Raw genomic sequence first — 16,293 nt, 5'->3', positions numbered from 1 at the left:
TAGCTCTCAGGGGGGAATCAGATGTTCAAAATAGTCACACTATTTTTGCTTGCCGCCACCACAAGCGCAGCGGCCCAGGGGATCACAAGCTCGGAACTGCGGGACGGCTTCCTTGGGGAGCGGTTCCAATGGAAACACGTCGCCGGTGTGGGCGGCGAGACAATACATAATGCCGACGGAACGATGACCTACGATAGCGACGGCGTTGTCAGGGATGCCAGATGGACGTTTAGCGACGGCACGTTCTGCGTCAATGCGGGTGAGAACGACGAACTGTGCATTACGCTGGTTGCGAATGGAGACGGCTTTGCTGCGGAAGATGGCAGCTTAACTTATGCACCGATTGAATGAAGCGGCTGTCGAATCGCATTATGGCCCGCCTTCAGTTTCAACAGCAAACCAAAGTCGTGCCACAGTCTGACGCTGGCATGGCCCCGGCATCATGCCGATGTCGAGGCCCTGCTGCTGCCAGCATTCCGCGTGTCATCTGCCGTTCCGCGGGCCATTCGGCCTGACTGGTGGCCGTGCCGCCCCGTGCAGGTTTACGCCGTCGCGCCGTGACGGGGTTTTCTGCCAATGGATAGCCGGGCACTCACCGTTCAATCCCCGATCCTTCGCGGTAATGAATAACCCGCCAAGCGCATCCTGCCCTCTCCGCGAAGCGACCGGCGAGGGGGGCGTAGCGGGCAGCGTCGGGGTCCGCGGCGGTGCCGGAGGCGGCGCGGTCCGCGATGCCGACGAAGATCACCGCGAACCGGAACAGCGCGAAAGCGATGTGGAATGGTTGTGGCGGTGGGACCTCGGGGTAGACCTCACGATAGGCGGCGAAGAACTCGGCCTCGGTGGGGATGCCCTTGGTCTGGGCGCCGAGGATGCCGCCATATTCGTCGGGACTGGTGTGGAAGGGCATCGCGGCGAAGCCGAGATCCGCGAGCGGATGGCCGATCGTCGACAGCTCCCAGTCCAGCACGGCAATCACCCGCGGCTCGGTCGGGTGGATGAGCATGTTGCCCAGGCGGAAGTCGCCATGCGCGATCGAGGAGAGCCCGTCATCCGGCGGCTGCAGCTCGGCCAGCCGTTCCGAAAGCGCGAGCAGCACCCTATCATTCGCGAAGCTCGACGCCCTGAGCTGGCTCGTCCAGCGGTGGATCTGTCGGGCGAAATAGTCGCCAGGGCGGCCGAAGTCCGCCAGACCGATCTCGTCGGGCCGGATCCGGTGCATCCGGGCAAGGGTGCGGACCATCGACAGATAGACCGCGCGCCGCTCGGCCGGGGAGAGGTCGGGCAGGCGGCAGTCGGAGAAGACCCGGCCCTCGACGAAGTCCATCAGGTAGAAGGGCGTGCCCAGCAGGTCCCTGTCCTGATGGAACAGCAAGGTGCGGGGCACGGGCACATCGGTGCCCTGCAGCGCGCGCATCACCCGGAATTCGCGGTCGACGGCGTGGGCGCCTTTCAGGATCTCGCCCGCGGGCTGCTTTCGCAGCACCATCCGGCGGTCGCCGTGATCGACGATGAAGGTCGGGTTCGACTGCCCGCCGCCGATGCGCGTCAGGCGCGTCGCGCCGGGCCCGAAATGCTCCACCAGGAAGGGGTTGAGCCGTTCGGGCGTGACGTCGCTCATGCCTGTTCTCCGCTGACCGGCCAGGACCAGAAGGCCCGGCCCTCGGCTTCCAGGTTGCGGCTCAGCACCATCTTGTGGACCTCGTCGGCGCCATCGACCAGCCGCGCCTGCCGGGCGTAGCGGTAGATCCATTCCAGCGGCGTGTCCTTGGAATAGCCCCGCGCGCCGTTGATCTGGATCGCGGTGTCGGCGGCCTTGTGCAGCACGTTGGCGACATGGACCTTGGCCATGGACACCTCCTTGCGGGCATAGCTGCCCTGGTCCAGCGCCCAGGCGGCCTTCATCACCAGCAGGCGGCCGACCTCGATCTGCATGGCGAGGTCGCCCAGCATGATCTGGATGCTCTCGCGCTTCGACAGCCGCTCGCCGAAGGCGAAGCGCTCATGGGCATAGGTGGTGGCGATCTCGACGCAGCGCTTGGACAGCCCGAGCCAGCGCATGCAGTGGGTCAGGCGCGCCGGCCCCAAGCGCATCTGGGTCAGCTTCAGCCCGTCGCCCTCGGTCAGCAGCAGGTTCTCGGCCGGGATCTCCATGTCCTCGAAGACCAGCTCGCAATGGCCGCCATGTTCCTCGGGGCCCATGATCGGGATGCGCCGGTCGATCCGCCAGCCCGGGGTGTCGCGGTCGAACATGAATGCGCTGAGCCCCTTGCGCGGGTCGTCCGAAGTCCGCGCGATCAGCATGAAGTGCTGCGCGTCCTCGGCCCCGGTGATGAACCACTTGCGGCCGCGGATCAGGTACTTGTCGCCCGCGCGTGTCGCGGTGGTCAGCATCATCCCGGCGGGATCCGAGCCCGAGCCGGGATGCGGTTCGGTCATCACGAAGGCGGACCGGACCCGGCCCTCGACGATGGGCTCGAGCCAGCGCTCCCTCTGTTCGGGCGTGCCGGCCTTTTCCAAGACCATCATGTTGCCGTCGTCCGGCGCGGCCGAATTGAACACCACGGGGCCGAAGATCGAGCGGTTCATCTCCTCGTAGCAGACCGCCATGCCGACCTTGCCCAGGCCCTGGCCGCCGGTTTCCCGCTTCAGCTGCAGGCACCACAACCCCTCGGCGCGCGCCTTGTCCCGGATGGTCTCCAGCACATCCAGGCGGATGTTCTCATGCGGATCGTAATTGGCGCGATCCGCCTCCAGCGGCAGCAGCTCGTCCTCCACGAAGCGGGCGATCCGGCGGCGGTAATCCTCGATGCGCGGCGAAATGGTGAAATCCATGAAACCCCTCACAGGCTGGAACAGAGATGGCCGCCATCGACGACGACGGATGAGCCGGTCATGTAGCGCGCCTCGTCCGAGCACAGCAGCCGCAGCGGCGCATCGAGATCCGCCAACTGCCCGAGTCTGCGCTTGGGGATGCGCCGGATCAATGCCTGACCGGCCTCGGTCGCGAAGAAGTCGCGGTTCAGCGGCGTCTCGATATAACCGGGGCAGAGCGCGTTCACGCGGATGCCGTAGCGCGCCCATTCCAGCGCCAGCGCCTGCGTCAGCTGCACGACCGCGGCCTTGGACGCAGCATAGGCCGCGACGTTGCCCGCGACCCGAAAGCCCAGGATCGAGGCGACGTTGACGATCGCGCCCCCGCCGGTGTCGCGCATCCGCCGCGCCGCCGCCTGGGCGACATGAAAGACGCCCTTGAGGTTGGTGTCCACGACGGCGCCGAACTCGGCCGGGTCGGTGTCGAGGGCGGGCGACGTCGCGGTGATCCCGGCATTGTTGACCACCACGTCGATCGCTCCGTCGATCTGGTCGAAGCCGCGCGCGACCGAGGCGGGATCGGCCACGTCCATCGCCACCGCCTGCGCGGTTCCGCCCGCGGCCCGGATCGCCTCGACCTGCCCGGCGGTCTTGCCCGCGCTGCGTGCGGCCAGGACCACTTGCGCGCCGTCCGCGGCCAGCAGCTGCGCGAAATGCGCCCCGAGACCGCTCGATGCACCGGTCACGAGGATTGTTCTGGGGAGTATCTGCACTTCCTTTGTCATGTCCTTATCCCGGCAGGATGTCGTGAAAGAGCGCATTGGCGGGCACATAGCTGATCGCCGCCAGCATCAACAGGCAGGTCACGGGGAACAATCCGATCTGGCGCACCAAAGCCGTGACTGGAATTCGTTTGTCAACGACGCCGCGTGTGGATTGGCCGCAAGCGACGTGTGAGCAGACCCGTCCTGATGTTGATGACCACAGAAATCCCGAAGTGCACCGGGTCGATGCCGCACGCAGCTGCGGCGCGCGCCGGCATCATACATCGCGCAGGAAGCCATGCACGCTGGTGAACAACCGACCCGCCTGTGCCTCGGCATTGATGAAGTGGGTGCCATTGGCGATTTCGACATATTGTCGTCTGGTCGCGCTCAGTCGATCGAAAAGAGCCAGCGCATCGGTGCGGGTTGAGGTCGGGTCCTGTGCGCCGCGCACGAGCATCACCGGGCAGGTCAGCCGGAAGGGATCGTAGGGTTCGCGCGCGTTGAACGACTCCCACAGATCCACAAAGGCGCCGTTGGGTACCCGGAAGGATGGGGGATCGGTGGCGTCGCTGGCGGGGTCGTCCTCCAGAGAAGCCGCAACAAGGGCTTGAAGTACCGCTTCCTGCCGCCAGTCCCCGGCACCTGCAGGGATCTGAGCGTCCCAGCGCGTGCGTGTCGCGGCCAAGTCCACCCGGCGAAATGCGCGCAGGGTGGAAATACGTGCAGGATCGGCCGGATCGGCCAGCATTCCGAGCCACTCGGCGTTTCGTTCGGCAAAGATCGGGGCGTAGAGCACCAGCGCGGCCACCTTATCCGACCGGAGTTCGGTGATGTAGCGCGCCGTGGTGATGCTGCCCCAGGACCAGCCGACCAGCGCTATGGCTGCGCCTCCGTGACGCGCGGTAATCCAGTCCACGGCATCTGCAATATCGCAGATGGCCTCATCACCCGTGGCATAAGGTGGCGCATCGACGGACAACTCGGCGGGTTTCGAACGACCGTAGCCGCGAATGTCCAGCGCATAGGGCGACAATCCAGCAGCTGCAGCGGCCGCAAGCCAATTCACGCCCGCATGCGGTATATCGAAAAGCCGGCTGGAAAAGGTCGCCCCATGCACGAACAGCACCGGTCTGCCGTTCCCCGCGTCTCGTGACCGCAGGTGCAGCTTCAGATCGGGCGTCCTGGTTGATGAGATCAGATGGCTTTCGGAGGTATCCAGGTCACGGCCGTCCTCCATGTCTCAGGCTACCTTCAGGACGACTTTTTCAATGTGAACTGAGCTCTCCATCCGAGCATGCGCCTTCGCCGCATCGACAAGCGGGAATTCGCTGTCCATCACCGGGCCGATGGATCCATCGCTCAGATGGGGCCAGACTTGTGACTCCAACGCTCGGGCGATGGCGGCCTTGGCTGCCGGGGATTGGGGGCGCAGGGTGGACCCCGTCATGGTCAGACGACGTGTCATCACCTGCATCAGGTTCAGTTCCACGTCCGCCCCTTGCAGAAAGGCGATCTGCACCAGCCGGCCGTCATTGGCCAGCGCGTCCAGATTGCGGGAAATATACGATCCACCAACCATGTCGATGATCAGATCGGCGCCGCCCCGGGCCTTCATCTCCTGGACAAAATCGACATCGCGATAGTTGAAGGCCGCCTCGGCTCCGAGATCCGTGCAGACCTGGGATTTTTCGTCCGCGCCGGCAGTGGCAAAGACGCGGGCGCCGTGCAGGGCGGCCAGCTGGATCGCGGTGGTGCCGATGCCGGATGATCCGCCATGGACCAGGAATTTCTCCCCTGCCTTCAGCCCGCCCCGCTCGAAGACATTGGTCCACACGGTAAAGAATGTCTCGCAGAGAGCGGCGGCACGGTCCATCGCCATGCCTTCGGGCACAGGCAGGGCATGTTCGGCATCGGTCAATGCATATTCGGCATAGCCGCCGCCGGGCAGCAGGGCGGTCACGGCATCGCCTGGCTGCCAACGGGTCACGCCGACTCCGACCGCAGCGACATGTCCTGCGGCTTCCAGACCCGGAAGCGGCGAGGCATCAGGTGGGGGCGCGTAACTTCCTGCGCGCTGCAGAGCATCGGGGCGATTCACCCCGGCATATGCGATGCGGATCAGGATCTGCCCTGGTCCGGGCTGCGGCACAGGAACCGTTACTGGTTTCAGAACTTCCGGTCCGCCGTAGGCAGAGATTTCGACGGCGGTCATGCTGGAGGGGATCTGCATCCAAGCTCACTTTCAGAGTTCTGTTTCTGGTGGGCCAGCGCCGCGGGGCGGCGCTGGCCTTGTCACGATCTTGGAGATCAGGTGCGCCCAGTGATCCTGAGGAACTCGTGCAGCATCTCGCCCACGCGGCCGCTGTACTTCGGGTCCTGCTTGGAGAAATCATCCACCACTTCCAGCGAATACCGGCGAAGGTTGTTCTGGGCCTCCTCGTCCAGCTGCACCAGTTCGCCGCCCATGGCCACGAAGTCCTGCTTGCGCAGCAGGTCACGGTGCACGAAATGGGCCGATGCATCGGCCGAAGTGGCGCGTACGATTTCGTTGAAGGTGGCCTTCAGATCGTCGCCGATCGCGTTCCACTGTTCCATGCCGACCATGACCTCGCCGTTCAGATGGCCCAGCAGGTCCGGTTCGATGATGTACTTGTTTACCTCCTGGAAGTTCATGCCCCAACCGGTCGAGGTCGAGCCCCAGTGAGCGCCCTCTACGACGCCGGTCTGCAGTGCCTGATATAGCTCGCCGCCCGGGATCGACACGGGCGTCGCTCCCATCTTGGTGAAAACGAGCGCCGCCGCCCCCGTCGAGCGAACGCGCCAGCCCGAGAAATCGGATGTCGTGCGCAGCGGCCGGTTCGAATAGATCGTCAGACCCGCATAGGAAACGGGACCCGCCTGATAGACCCCTTGCTCGGCATACGCTTCGCGGATCACGTCAAGGGCACCCATCTCGTAGAAGAAGGCGTGCATCTCCTCATGTCGATCCCAAGCGCCGATATGTCCGTTCAGGTGGGCCGCGACGGGCATGCGTCCGATCCAGTAGGCCGGGTAGATGAAGGCGCTTTCAAGCAGGCCGCGACGCACCGCGTTCAACACCTCGCCTGTCGGAACGATGCCGTCGTTCTGCACAGGCTGGATGGTCAGTTCTCCGCCCGTGGCCTCGGTTATGCGGTTGCAGAATTTGACGAAGACACCTTCGTAATACCAGTTACCGGTCGGCCAGTGGGTCTGCATCCTCCACGTGACGTTTCCCTGCGCGATTGCAGGCGGCGCGGCCAGGGTCGTCGCGGCCGCCGCTCCTGCGGATGCGGCGAAGAACTTGCGGCGTGAGAGTGTTGCGGATTTCGCAGTCTTGGTCGTCATGATCGTTTCCTCCTCTGTATTTTTGGGTTTCCCGGGCCCTTGGGTCAGATCGCCGTGAAAGCGGTGATTGTGGCAGGGAACGTGAAGATCAGCGCGCCGGTCAGAAGCATCAGCAACAGGAAGGGCATCACCGCGCGGTAGATATCCGTGATCGGCGTCTCGGGGCTGAGGCTTTTCAGATAGAACAGGTTGTAGCCGAAAGGCGGCGAGATGTAGCCGATGCAGAGGTTCAGCTGGAACAGGATGCAGAACCAGATCGGATCGAAGCCCAGTTGCACCACAATGGGATAGAAGATCGGCAGCACCAGCAGGATGATCCCGATCGGGTCCAGGAACATGCCCAGCACCAGGGTGATCGCCTGCATGATCAGGATCATCACCAGCGGATGCACGTCCATGCCCGCCAGCAGACCTGTCATGAAGGCCGTTCCGCCGCCACCGCCATAGATCGCAATGAAGGCAGAAGCCCCGAAGACGATCCAGATCACCATGCCTGTCATCGTGGCCGTCGCGTGGCTGACATCGCGGATGTATTGCAGGTTCAATTCGCCGCGCACGGCGACGGAAAAGACCACCGCGGCAGCGCCCAGCGCGGCGGCCTCGGTGGGTGTCGCGATGCCTCCGAAGATCGAGATCAGGACCGACAGGATGATCATGAGCGGCAGGATGACGGAGCGCAGTGCACTCATGCGCTCGGACAGCGGCGCGCGCACGTCGGCACCCGGGGCCAGTTCGGGGTGGATCCGCGCACGAATCCCGATGTAAAGCAGGAAAATTGCGAGCAGCAGCAGGCCCGCGATCAGCCCGCCCATGAAAAGGCGCCCCACTGACTGACCCGTTTGCATCCCGATCAGGATCAGCGTGATCGAGGGCGGAATCATGATCCCGAGCGTGCCGGAGGCGCCGATCGTGCCCAGAACGAAGCCACGATCGTAATGGCGCTGCTCCATCGCGGGCATGCCCACGAGCCCAGTCGTCACAGTGGAGGCCGCGCAACTGCCCGTCATTGCAGAAAGCGTCGCGGCAAAGCCCGAGGTGCCGAGCAGAAGCCCGCCGGGCGTGCGACCGGACCAGAGATAGAAGGCGTGGTAGAGATCGTTGGCGATGCGCGACTTGGCCAACGCGACTCCGATGAAGACGAAAAGCGGCACCGCCGACAGCAGGATGGACCACATGTTGCCGAACAGCGTGGTCACGATGGAATACATCCCGTTCGGCCCGAACATGAGCGCGCCGAAGATAACGGCCGTGCCGCCCATCGCGAAGGACAGGGATACGCCGGTGATGATCGCGAACAGCACGAGGCCGAACATGCCGATGGTCAGAAGTTCAGGGCTCATGCAGCTTCGCTCCGCTTCACGTCGGCTTGGGGATTGATGAGCAGGACAAGAGACCGGACAGCTTCGGCGATCCCCTGCATGGTGATGAGCGCCGCCCCCAGGAACAGCGCCAGCTTGATGGGCCACATCGGATGGCCGAGCGCGCTGTCGTCACGTTCGTTGAAGGACCAGGCGTCGTCGAAGAACAGCCAGCCCTCTCGTGTCAGGATCACGCCCCAGAGGATCAGGAAGGCGTAGTTGAACAGGTCGAGCCCGGCGTTCACGCGCGGCGAGCGGGTGTTGAGCAGGATGTCCACCCGCACGTGATCGCGCTTGATCAGCGTATAGGCGCCGACGAGCACGAAATACGCGCCGAAGATGCGTTGCGTGTACCCATGCGCCCAGAGCGTGGGCTGGCCAAAAACGTAGCGAGCCACAACCTCGTAGCACAGCACGACGATACCGGCCCAGATCAGATAGCTGACCCCCTTTCCGATGGCGATGTTGATCCGGTCAATCAGCCTCAAGAAGATCATGTCCTGTTCCGTGGTTTGTTGCTCGCGCGATCGACGGGCCTTCGGGCCGGGCGCGAACGCGACGCGCCTGCCGAAGCTATGGTGTCACGAGGCACGACGCTGGCGACGCGGTGCCAAGCCGGGTGGCCGAGGGAGAATGTTGCAGAAAGGAACACCGGGAGGGGGCCTTGGCTCTGGCGCAGATCGTGAAATGCGCCCGGCGTGGTGGAGTTGTCAGGGTCGTCAAAGCCCTCCGCTACTTCAGAACCTATTTTCGAGCGAGTGCTCGTTAGATAGGCTAGAGTGGAAAGTGAACTCGGGCAAGCACTCCCTGTGTCATTGTCCCAGGTCCATCACCGCAAGGCAGAAGGAACCGCTCAGGTGCTGAACTACGAGGATCTGACGACCGAGTCACTCTGCCGGTCCATGCTCGACCGCCACCGTGACACGGTTCGCGTGCAGAAAACCGAGGTGGCCCTCCGCAAGCTGAGCGTCATCATCCTCGCGGCGCTTGAATTGTCGAACAGCAAGGGCTTTCAAAGGATGTCGCTGCGCGATCTGTCGCGGGCATCGGGTGTGTCGATGGGTGGGCTGTATGCCTATTTCGACAGCAAGAACTCGCTGCTGGAAATGATCCTGTCCGAGGTCACGGCGAAGGTCGAGCGCGTTCTGTCCGCTCCTCCCGCGGCGTTGGGCACCGATCCCGCCGCGCATCTACGCTGGCTGATCGAGGCGCATGTGCGCATGACCGAGGCGATGCAGCCCTGGTTCGTCTTCGCGTTCATGGAAGCCAAGAACTTCCCACCGGCTGAACGGCGCAAGGCCATCAGGAGTGAGGAACTGACCGAAAGCTACCTTGCCGCCGCGATCAATGAGGGGATCGCCAGGGGCGTGTTCCGGTCCGACACCTCTCCGCTGATGGCTGCCCTCATCAAGCCGCTGCTGCAGGACTGGTATGTCAAGCGTGCCAAGTATCGCCGCCGTCAGGTGGCGATCGACACCTATGTTGCCGCGGTGCAGCACATGGTTCTGTCAGCCTGTCTGGCAGAACCTGCAGACCTTGCCAGACATTCAAGCCCGACGGCCTGAAACCCGATCCCATCAAGGAGCGCTTTCACATGAGAGATCACACCCGCGACCTGCTGACGAACAGCCATTGGGGTACCTATTGGGTGCAGACGGAAGACGGCCGTGTCACGGGGCTGCGCGATTTCGAGGAGAACGCCGACCCGTCGCCCATCGGTCACGGCATCGTGGACGTGCTTGACGACGACCTGCGGATCACCCGTCCTGCGATACGGCGCAGTTGGCTGGAACATGGGCCCGGCAGCCATGGCGATCGACGGGGGTCGGATGAGTTCGTACCGGTCAGCTGGGACGAGGCGAAACGGCGCGTCGCCGCCGAATTGGTCCGGGTCCGCGCCGAGTACGGCAACGAGGCCATATTTGCCGGTAGCTACGGCTGGGCGAGCGCTGGACGGTTCCATCACGCGCAAAGCCAGTTGAAGCGGTTCCTCAACTGCATCGGCGGCTTTTCCTATTCGGTCAATACCTACAGCTTCGCCGCAGCTGAGGTGGTGGTGCCGCACGTTCTGGGCGATTTCTTCGAACAGCTGGAGCGCGCTACCTCTTGGGAGGCGCTCGCCGAGAGCTGCGAGCTGTTCGTGGCCTTCGGCGGATTGCCCGTCTCCAACGGGCAGATCGGTCAGGGAGGAACAGGCGCGCATGTGCAGCGCGGGGGTATGCTGGCTGCGCATTCGAATGGAACACGCTTCGTGAACATTTCCCCGTTGCGGTCGGATATGCTCGAGGAGTTGGACGCAGAATGGCTGGCTCTGCGGCCGTCGACCGACGTGGCGATGATGCTGGGTCTTGCGCATGTGCTGTTGGAGGAAGGCCTGCATGACCGGGGCTTTCTCGACAGTCACACGGTCGGCTTCGATCGCTTCGCCGACTACCTTCACGGCGAGATGGATGGCACGCCAAAGACCGCCGAATGGACGGCTGCGATATGCGAAGTGCCGGCCGAGCGACTGCGTGCGCTTGCCCGCGAGATGGCACGGAAGCGCACGATGATTTCGATGTCCTATTCCCTGACCCGGCAGGATCACGGGGAACAGCCCTATTGGGCGGCAATCACCCTGGCCGCGATGCTGGGCCAGATCGGCCTGCCCGGCGGCGGCTTCGGCTTCGGGTATTCGGCCATGAACAACAACGGGCTGGAGCGACGCATCGTGCCTTATGCCGCGCTCCCTCAGGGCCGGAACCCCGTACGCAGCTTCATCCCTGTAGCGCGCATCACCGACATGCTGGAAAATCCGGGAGGCAGCGTCGACTACAACGGGCAGAAACTCACTTATCCGGATGTGCGTTTGGTCTGGTGGGCTGGCGGGAATCCTTTCCATCACCACCAGGACCTCAATCGGCTGCGTCGTGCCTGGGCAAAGCCGGACACGGTGATCGTGAACGACTGGTGCTGGAACAGTCTGGCACGGCATGCCGATATCGTGCTGCCGTGCACCACGTCCCTGGAACGCAACGATATCGCGATGTCGCCCAAGGACCCATACGTAACGATCATGGACCGCGCTGTCGAACCCGTGGGCGAAGCACGCGACGATCACACGATCCTCAAAGGCATCGCCGCCCATCTTGGCGTGGAGGAGGCCTTCTCCGAAGGCCACAGCGCCGAGGATTGGGTGCGCCGGCTTTACGACCTGTCGCGCGAGAAGGCCGCAGGGCAGGGCATAGATCTGCCTTCCTTCGAAGAACTACAGCAGAAAGGCTGGACTCGTGTGCCTGCGCCCGAGCGACGGACGATTCTGCTGGAGCAATTCCGCGGGTATCCTAAGCGTCATCCCTTGAAGACGCCGAGCGGCAAGATCGAGATCTTCTCCGAAACGATTGCAGGCTTCGGCTATGAGGATTGCCCCGGTCACCCTGTCTGGCTGGAGCCTGCAGAATGGCTTGGGAAGACCGGAGCGCACACAATGCTGCACATGATCTCCAACCAGCCCAAGACCAAGCTGCACTCGCAGATGGATCATGGGCCGGTAAGTCGCGCCGAACGTATCCAGGATCGTGAGCCGGTCCTGATGCATCCCGCTGATGCAAGCGCCCGCGGCCTTAAAGAGGGTCAGATCGTTCGCATCTTCAACGCCCGCGGCGCTTGTCTCGCAGGCCTGCGGATCAGTGACTCAATCCGGCCCGGCGTGATCCAGATTGCCACGGGGGCTTGGTATGACCCGGACGGTGAAACCTGCCTGCATGGCAATCCGAACACACTGACGCTCGACAAGGGTACGTCGAAACTGGCGCAGGGTCCGATTGCGCACAGTTGCCTCGTGCAGGTCGAAACTGCGCGGGACATTCCGGATCTGCGCATCTACCACCGCGTTTTAGGAGACGGGCGCGCCCCGGATCAGCCTTCCGCGAGGGCCGATCGACCTGCTTAACGCAATGCCTGCTGCGCGCTTCAGATCGCGAAACCGCGAGCGCGGAATGGGCGGGCACTTCTGCTGGCCGACGAGCAGCTGCTGCCATTCTCCCGCAGCCCGGGGACAAGCCGCCCGAGCGTAAGCGACAAGTGCTGATCGGGCACGTCGCCCATGGCTGAACTGCCAATGTGAAGCGCCTTGGGCTTCCCGGAGGTGACCTGCCCCTGAGCCCGGGGCGACGTCCGGCAGCGGCGGCGTGACAGAGGCGCTCGATCGGCGGCAGGGCACCTTTCAGCGTGCCGCCCGCCTGTCGTGGCGTTTCCGGCATGATCCGTGCGTTTACGTCATCAGGCCCGGTGTCGCGCACCACGGTCAGGTGTGAACTACCTGGCGCGCCGCGAAGGCGGGCGAGCCTCAGCATTCCCGTCCTCAGAACACCAGGACCTTGTCCGCTGCCAGCACAGCTTGCGCGAGTTCGTCCATGGTCGAGCGGGTGGCCCCCTCGAGCATGTCGGCCTCGGTCAGACCGCGCGCGTCCATGCACGTCCCGCACATCAGGACCCGCCCGTTTGCTGACAGGACGCGACGGACCATGCGTTCGAGGTTGTAGTAGCCGTCCGGCGTCTTCTGCCCCGTCTTGGCGCAGAGCACCGCATCGGATATCAGGAAGACGGTGATCTCGGCCTCCGGGTCGTGCTTGGCCAGCGCGTGGGCCATGCGCAGGCCGTTGAAGCTGCGGTCGGTGCCATAGGGCGGGTCGTTCAGCAGGATCAGGTGTTTCATGCGGGTGCTCTTTCGCGGACCGGGTTGAGGCGCGGATGGGTTTCCTCGCCGAGCCAGAACAGCACGGCGCCGGACAGGAACATCGCGATCGCGACGAACCAGAAGGCAGCTTCGGCCGCGCCCGTCATGGTCGCGGCGAGACCAAGGCCCAGCGCGCCGATCGCGTAGCCGAGGTCGCGCCAGAAGCGGTAGATGCCGATCGCCGAGCCGCGCCAGGCGGGCGGGGTGATGTCGGCCACCGCCGCCGAAAGGTTCGGGTAGAGCAGCGCCATGCCGAAGCCCGCCACCCCGGCCGAGACCGACCACCAGAGCGTGCCGGCGCCCAGCACCGCCATCGCCACGCCTGCGCCGCAGATCCACATGCCGAGCACGTTGGGCCAGAACCGGCCGACATGGTCCGAGAGCCGCCCCGTGGCGAGCTGCGCGCCGCCCCAGACGAAGCCGTAGACGCCGACGATCCAGCCGACCTCGGTCAGGCTCGCGCCCTGGCCCACGAGAAAGACGGGGAACAGCGCCCAGACGAGGGCATCGACGAACTTCTCGACGAGCCCCGCCTGGGATATTGCGAAGAGACGCCGGTCGCGCCAGCTCATCAGCGCGAACACCTCGCCCGTGCCGGGGTGTTCGGACACGCCCTGCGGGTAGCGCGGCGGGTTCTTGGGCGGGGCGGCCTTGTGGGCGGCCGTCTCGGCCTTGGCCCAGGGCAGCGTGTCCTTGACCCAAACCACAGTGAGCAGCAGCGCCAGCAGGACCACGGCCATGCCGAACACAAGAAGCCCGGTCCGCGCCCCCAGCCATTCGGCGGCGTAGGCGGTGAGGATGCCCGCGATCGCGACGCCGACATAACCCGAGAACTCGTTGAGCCCCATGGTCAGGCCGCGTTCCTCGGCTTTCGTGATGTCGAGCTTCGCGGTCTGCGTCATCGACCAGCAGAGGCCCTGGTTGACGCCGAGCAGCACGGTCGCCGACGATCCAGCTCCAGTCCGGCGCGTACCAGATCATCACCGGGATCGGCAGCGCCACGATCCAGCCCCAGAACAGCACCCGCTTGCGTCCGACCCGCTCGGACCAGCGGCCGGCGACGAAGTTCATCACCGCCTTCACCGCACCGAACGCCACCACGAAGGAGGCCAGCAGCAGGAACGAGCCGCGCTCCAGCCCGAACTCGCTTTCGGCCATCGCCGGCACCACCGTGCGCGTCATGCCGATGGCGAAGCCCACCAGCAGCACCTGGACGAGTTGGTGGGCCACCTGTTGCCAGTTCTCGCGGATGCCACGACGCAGCGGGGGGTTCGACCGGCCGCTGTCAGGGGTATCCGCCATCGGCTATTTCAGCGCGGTCTCGGTCGGAAGATCGTGCTTGGCCCAGGCCAGCATCGAGCCGTCATAGAGCGAGGCGCCCTGATAACCGAGCAATTCGCTGAGCACGAACCAGGAGATCGCGGAAACATGGCCGGTGTTGCAATAGGCGGCGACCGGACGATCCGCTGCCAGCCCCACGGCGGTCGCCGCGGCGTCAAGTTGTTCCGTCGGGCGGAACGTCAGATCCGCCGTGAAGACGCCGTCGAAGGGGAACAGCGCGGCAGTGGGGATATGGCCGGCCTTCGGGATGGTGTCACGCTTGTCCATGCCGACGTAGAAACTGAAGAACCGCGCATCCAGCACGTCCTGGCCGGGGTCATCCACCATCGCCTTGACGTCCTCGGTGGTGGCGTGGACGGCGTCATCCGCTTCGGCCGCAACGAAGTCGCCGGGCTCCGGCTCTTCCTCTTCACCCCAGAACTCGCGGTCCTCGGCAATCCAGCGGTCGGTGCCGCCATCCAGCAGCGCCACATTGTCGTGGCCGTAGTATTTCAGCTGCCAATAGACGTAGGCCGCGTAGCCGACATCGTCGGGCCCGCGTCCGCGGTGGGTGAGCACGACCGGCTCGTCCTGATCGAGGCCCACCGATTGCATCAGCGCCGAGAACTCTTCCGGTGGCAGGTTCATGCTGTCGAGCGTGACGCCGCCTTCGTCTTCGCTGCCGCGCGCCTTGCGGAAGTCCAGGGGGATCGCGCCGATGATGTGGCCGGATTCGAGGAAGCTGGCGTCATCGTTGCGCACGTCGAGGACCAGCACCTCTTCCTGATGTTCCGCCAGCCAGTCGGTGCTGACCAGCGGACCCGGCAGGTCCACGGCCCAGGCGGTGCTGGCCATAAGGCAGAAAGTGCTGTGGCGTAGATGTGTTTCATGATGTTCCTCCGTTGAGTTGTCCGGTGACGACCGGCCAGGCCATTCTTTGTCCGCCTGTGCAGCGGCGCGGTCCCCCGGTAAGACATCGGAACGCGGCAAGTCTGAACGTCTGTTTCGGTTGCCAGGATCGTCTCGGACATGGCTTGCGGGTTGTGGACCATGACAGAATCACTATCCTTCAATCTTTCCCTTGAATGATCTTTCGTCCGGAGACGCTCCGTGTCAATCAGCCCGAAGACATTCCTCCTCGAGGAGTACGCCCTCGTCGCCCGTGCCCTGTCGGCTCCGGCCCGGCTGTCGCTCCTCGAACAGCTCGCGCAGGGTGAACGCGGCGTGGAGGCGCTGGCCGAAAAGACCGGCCTCACCGTCGCCAATTGCTCGCAGCACCTGCAGCAGTTGCGTCGCTCGGGCCTCGTCACCAGCCGCCGCGATGGCAAGGCAGTGATCTATCGTCTGACCGACGCCAGGACGCTCACGTTGATGGACCTGCTCCGCGTCGTCGCCGAACGGAACCTCGCGCAGGTCGAGCGCATCCTGCGCGGGCTTTCAGGCGGCGAGGACGCCCCCGAACCCGTCAGCCGCGCGGAGCTCGCCGCGCGGCTCGCGGAAGGCTCCGTCACCGTGCTCGATGTCCGGCCTGCCGACGAATACGCGGCGGGCCACATTCCCGGCGCGCTGAACGCCACCCCGACGGAGCTGGACCGGCTCCTCTCGACGCTCGCGCCGGACGCCGAGATCGTCGCCTATTGCCGCGGTCCGTACTGCGTCTACGCCCACCAGGCCGTCGCCACCCTGCGCCGCCACGGCCTCAACGCGCGGCGGCTGGAGGGCGGTTTGCCGGAGTGGCGCGAGGAGGGAAGACCGGTGCTGACCGCTGTGCAGTAAGCCGGCGGGACTTTCGTGACGATGCCTGATCAGATCCCCTCGTGCTAGCGGCAGTGATTGCACATCATGCCAGATGGCAGGACGGTGTGCAGAACTGCCATTTGCCAGAATAGGAAAGCTGTTCGATGAGCCTGTTCACCGGCCTCTCTGCATTCCCCCTGACGCCCACGGATGA

General features: G+C 64.5%; 15 protein-coding genes and 1 pseudogene. 4 read left to right on the top strand and 12 right to left on the bottom strand.

All coding sequences use genetic code 11. From position 1 onward, the window contains the following. Window positions 1-21: 21 nt before the first annotated feature. Window positions 22-351, top strand: a complete 330-nt coding sequence (locus Q0938_RS11910) for a hypothetical protein (RefSeq protein WP_299362544.1) — start codon at window positions 22-24, stop codon at window positions 349-351. A 241-nt stretch (window positions 352-592) separates the two neighbouring features. Here the strand turns inward: Q0938_RS11910 and Q0938_RS11905 are convergent, their stop codons facing one another. The 8 genes from Q0938_RS11905 to Q0938_RS11870 form a co-directional block, all read right to left on the bottom strand. Beyond that, window positions 593-1,621, bottom strand: coding sequence for a phosphotransferase family protein (locus Q0938_RS11905; RefSeq protein WP_299362543.1), 1,029 nt, complete (start codon window positions 1,619-1,621; stop codon window positions 593-595). Then, on the bottom strand, window positions 1,618-2,835 hold the full coding sequence (locus Q0938_RS11900) for an acyl-CoA dehydrogenase family protein (protein ID WP_299362541.1): 1,218 nt from the start codon (window positions 2,833-2,835) through the stop codon (window positions 1,618-1,620). The genes Q0938_RS11905 and Q0938_RS11900 overlap by 4 nt, the downstream gene beginning before the upstream one ends. An 8-nt stretch (window positions 2,836-2,843) precedes the next feature. Beyond that, window positions 2,844-3,599, bottom strand: coding sequence for a glucose 1-dehydrogenase (locus Q0938_RS11895; RefSeq protein ID WP_299362539.1), 756 nt, complete (start codon window positions 3,597-3,599; stop codon window positions 2,844-2,846). Window positions 3,600-3,855: 256 nt separating this feature from the next. Continuing rightward, window positions 3,856-4,818, bottom strand: coding sequence for an alpha/beta fold hydrolase (locus Q0938_RS11890; protein ID WP_299362538.1), 963 nt, complete (start codon window positions 4,816-4,818; stop codon window positions 3,856-3,858). A gap of 3 nt (window positions 4,819-4,821) precedes the next feature. Further along, the gene (locus tag Q0938_RS11885; RefSeq protein WP_299362536.1) at window positions 4,822-5,811 is read right to left on the bottom strand and encodes an NAD(P)H-quinone oxidoreductase; all 990 of its coding nucleotides are present in this window, start codon (window positions 5,809-5,811) and stop codon (window positions 4,822-4,824) included. Between the two features lie 77 nt (window positions 5,812-5,888). Continuing rightward, entirely contained in the window at window positions 5,889-6,947 is a 1,059-nt protein-coding gene (locus Q0938_RS11880) for a TRAP transporter substrate-binding protein (RefSeq protein ID WP_299362533.1), read from the bottom strand. A 44-nt stretch (window positions 6,948-6,991) separates the two neighbouring features. Next, window positions 6,992-8,287 (bottom strand): TRAP transporter large permease subunit, encoded by a 1,296-nt coding sequence (locus Q0938_RS11875; protein ID WP_299362530.1) that lies wholly within the window; start codon window positions 8,285-8,287, stop codon window positions 6,992-6,994. After that, a complete protein-coding gene (locus tag Q0938_RS11870) occupies window positions 8,284-8,802 on the bottom strand; it encodes a TRAP transporter small permease subunit (protein WP_299362528.1) in 519 nt (172 codons plus the stop codon). The genes Q0938_RS11875 and Q0938_RS11870 overlap by 4 nt, the downstream gene beginning before the upstream one ends. 360 nt (window positions 8,803-9,162) lie before the next feature. On the opposite strand from Q0938_RS11870, the gene Q0938_RS11865 reads away from it, so the two are divergent. Both Q0938_RS11865 and Q0938_RS11860 read left to right on the top strand, forming a co-directional pair. Continuing rightward, the gene (locus tag Q0938_RS11865; protein ID WP_299362526.1) at window positions 9,163-9,870 is read left to right on the top strand and encodes a TetR/AcrR family transcriptional regulator; all 708 of its coding nucleotides are present in this window, start codon (window positions 9,163-9,165) and stop codon (window positions 9,868-9,870) included. A 29-nt stretch (window positions 9,871-9,899) separates the two neighbouring features. Beyond that, the gene (locus Q0938_RS11860) at window positions 9,900-12,236 is read left to right on the top strand and encodes a molybdopterin guanine dinucleotide-containing S/N-oxide reductase (protein WP_299362523.1); all 2,337 of its coding nucleotides are present in this window, start codon (window positions 9,900-9,902) and stop codon (window positions 12,234-12,236) included. Between the two features lie 411 nt (window positions 12,237-12,647). On the opposite strand, the gene Q0938_RS11855 is transcribed toward Q0938_RS11860, so the two are convergent. The 4 genes and pseudogenes from Q0938_RS11855 to Q0938_RS11845 form a co-directional block, all read right to left on the bottom strand. Then, window positions 12,648-13,001, bottom strand: a complete 354-nt coding sequence (locus Q0938_RS11855; protein ID WP_299362520.1) for a DsrE family protein — start codon at window positions 12,999-13,001, stop codon at window positions 12,648-12,650. Next, window positions 12,998-13,924: an MFS transporter gene (locus Q0938_RS11850; RefSeq protein ID WP_299362517.1), complete on the bottom strand. Its 927-nt coding sequence runs from the start codon at window positions 13,922-13,924 to the stop codon at window positions 12,998-13,000. Before Q0938_RS11850 ends, Q0938_RS11855 begins: the two co-directional genes overlap by 4 nt. A gap of 100 nt (window positions 13,925-14,024) precedes the next feature. Then, window positions 14,025-14,180 (bottom strand): annotated as a pseudogene (locus Q0938_RS19415) (MFS transporter); the annotation flags it as partial. A gap of 147 nt (window positions 14,181-14,327) precedes the next feature. Further along, window positions 14,328-15,197: a sulfurtransferase gene (locus Q0938_RS11845; RefSeq protein WP_299362514.1), complete on the bottom strand. Its 870-nt coding sequence runs from the start codon at window positions 15,195-15,197 to the stop codon at window positions 14,328-14,330. Between the two features lie 255 nt (window positions 15,198-15,452). Here Q0938_RS11845 and Q0938_RS11840 point away from each other — a divergent pair, with 255 nt between their 5' ends. Continuing rightward, window positions 15,453-16,118, top strand: a complete 666-nt coding sequence (locus Q0938_RS11840) for a metalloregulator ArsR/SmtB family transcription factor (protein WP_299362512.1) — start codon at window positions 15,453-15,455, stop codon at window positions 16,116-16,118. Window positions 16,119-16,293: the final 175 nt, after the last annotated feature.

The organism is uncultured Paracoccus sp., from assembly GCF_947496875.1.
Classification (GTDB): Bacteria; Pseudomonadota; Alphaproteobacteria; order Rhodobacterales; family Rhodobacteraceae; genus Paracoccus.
This window is presented reverse-complemented; position numbering and strand designations above follow the sequence as displayed.

Coding starts and splice junctions, on each gene's coding strand:
- Q0938_RS11910 (WP_299362544.1), top strand. CDS start 22: ATGTTCAAAATAGTCACACTATTTTTGCTTGCCGCCACCACAAGCGCA.
- Q0938_RS11905 (WP_299362543.1), bottom strand. CDS start 1,621: ATGAGCGACGTCACGCCCGAACGGCTCAACCCCTTCCTGGTGGAGCAT.
- Q0938_RS11900 (WP_299362541.1), bottom strand. CDS start 2,835: ATGGATTTCACCATTTCGCCGCGCATCGAGGATTACCGCCGCCGGATC.
- Q0938_RS11895 (WP_299362539.1), bottom strand. CDS start 3,599: ATGACAAAGGAAGTGCAGATACTCCCCAGAACAATCCTCGTGACCGGT.
- Q0938_RS11890 (WP_299362538.1), bottom strand. CDS start 4,818: ATGGAGGACGGCCGTGACCTGGATACCTCCGAAAGCCATCTGATCTCA.
- Q0938_RS11885 (WP_299362536.1), bottom strand. CDS start 5,811: ATGCAGATCCCCTCCAGCATGACCGCCGTCGAAATCTCTGCCTACGGC.
- Q0938_RS11880 (WP_299362533.1), bottom strand. CDS start 6,947: ATGACGACCAAGACTGCGAAATCCGCAACACTCTCACGCCGCAAGTTC.
- Q0938_RS11875 (WP_299362530.1), bottom strand. CDS start 8,287: ATGAGCCCTGAACTTCTGACCATCGGCATGTTCGGCCTCGTGCTGTTC.
- Q0938_RS11870 (WP_299362528.1), bottom strand. CDS start 8,802: ATGATCTTCTTGAGGCTGATTGACCGGATCAACATCGCCATCGGAAAG.
- Q0938_RS11860 (WP_299362523.1), top strand. CDS start 9,900: ATGAGAGATCACACCCGCGACCTGCTGACGAACAGCCATTGGGGTACC.
- Q0938_RS11855 (WP_299362520.1), bottom strand. CDS start 13,001: ATGAAACACCTGATCCTGCTGAACGACCCGCCCTATGGCACCGACCGC.
- Q0938_RS11850 (WP_299362517.1), bottom strand. CDS start 13,924: ATGACGCAGACCGCGAAGCTCGACATCACGAAAGCCGAGGAACGCGGC.
- Q0938_RS11845 (WP_299362514.1), bottom strand. CDS start 15,197: ATGGCCAGCACCGCCTGGGCCGTGGACCTGCCGGGTCCGCTGGTCAGC.